The sequence below is a fragment of the Peptoniphilus indolicus ATCC 29427 genome, from assembly GCF_000227315.1.
Taxonomy (GTDB): Bacteria; Bacillota; Clostridia; order Tissierellales; family Peptoniphilaceae; genus Peptoniphilus; species Peptoniphilus indolicus.
Genome location: NZ_JH165143.1, coordinates 1 through 764, shown reverse-complemented (window position 1 = coordinate 764; position 764 = coordinate 1). Strand labels below are relative to the sequence as shown.

Genomic DNA, 764 nt, shown 5'->3' with positions numbered 1-764 from the left:
TTAATATTAGTCCAAATAAAATCAAAATATGTTTTAAAAGTTCTACATAACTTTTTTCATCTTCAACATCTTCATCTATGCTCAAAGTTTCAACACCCGGTTCTGTTTCATCTACTATTTGTTTTACTTTTTTTGCAAGTTTAATTCTGTCCACATTTTCTTTTATTTTTAGAGTAAATATTTCATTTGAAAGATTAAAATCAGCTTCCTCCACTCCAACTATATTTTTTGTCTTGCCTTCTATTTTTGCAGCACAATTTGCACAGTTTAAACCTTTCAAACGCAATCTATATTCAAGATTCTTTTCCATAACCGCCTCCTATGAACTTATGAAAATTTATTCATATATTATATTTTCATTTTAACTTTTTGTTATTCGATAGTCAATATCAATTTAAATTTTTAAAACAAAAAATCCTACACAAGTAGGATAAATTTTCTATCATATTTCAAATAGATAAGTTTATCTTTCCTCGGTAGGATTTAAAATTTATATCTTATTTTCTAATGCCGCCTAAAATAGCTAACAATATAACTGCTCCTAAAACTGACAGCAAGATTGAACTAATATTAAGTCCTGTTACATCAACCCCAAGTAATCTAGTACCTAAGAAACCTCCAATAAAAGCCCCTATTACACCTACAACTATATTTGCTATAGCTCCCATTTGTTCATCACGTTTCATTATTCTACTAGCTATCCAACCGGATAAAGCCCCTAAAATTAACCAAGCTATCATAATTGTACTTCCTTTCTTCTTCAA

Annotated in this window: 2 protein-coding genes; both read right to left on the bottom strand. The window is 28.8% G+C overall.

Annotated features, from left to right (window positions below):
• Positions 1-310, bottom strand: a 310-nt coding sequence (locus tag HMPREF9129_RS10395; protein WP_004823580.1) for a cation transporter, incomplete at its 3' end; no start/stop codon positions are given.
• A 187-nt stretch (positions 311-497) separates the two neighbouring features.
• Positions 498-764, bottom strand: a 267-nt coding sequence (locus tag HMPREF9129_RS10390; RefSeq protein ID WP_306424736.1) for a GlsB/YeaQ/YmgE family stress response membrane protein, incomplete at its 5' end; no start/stop codon positions are given.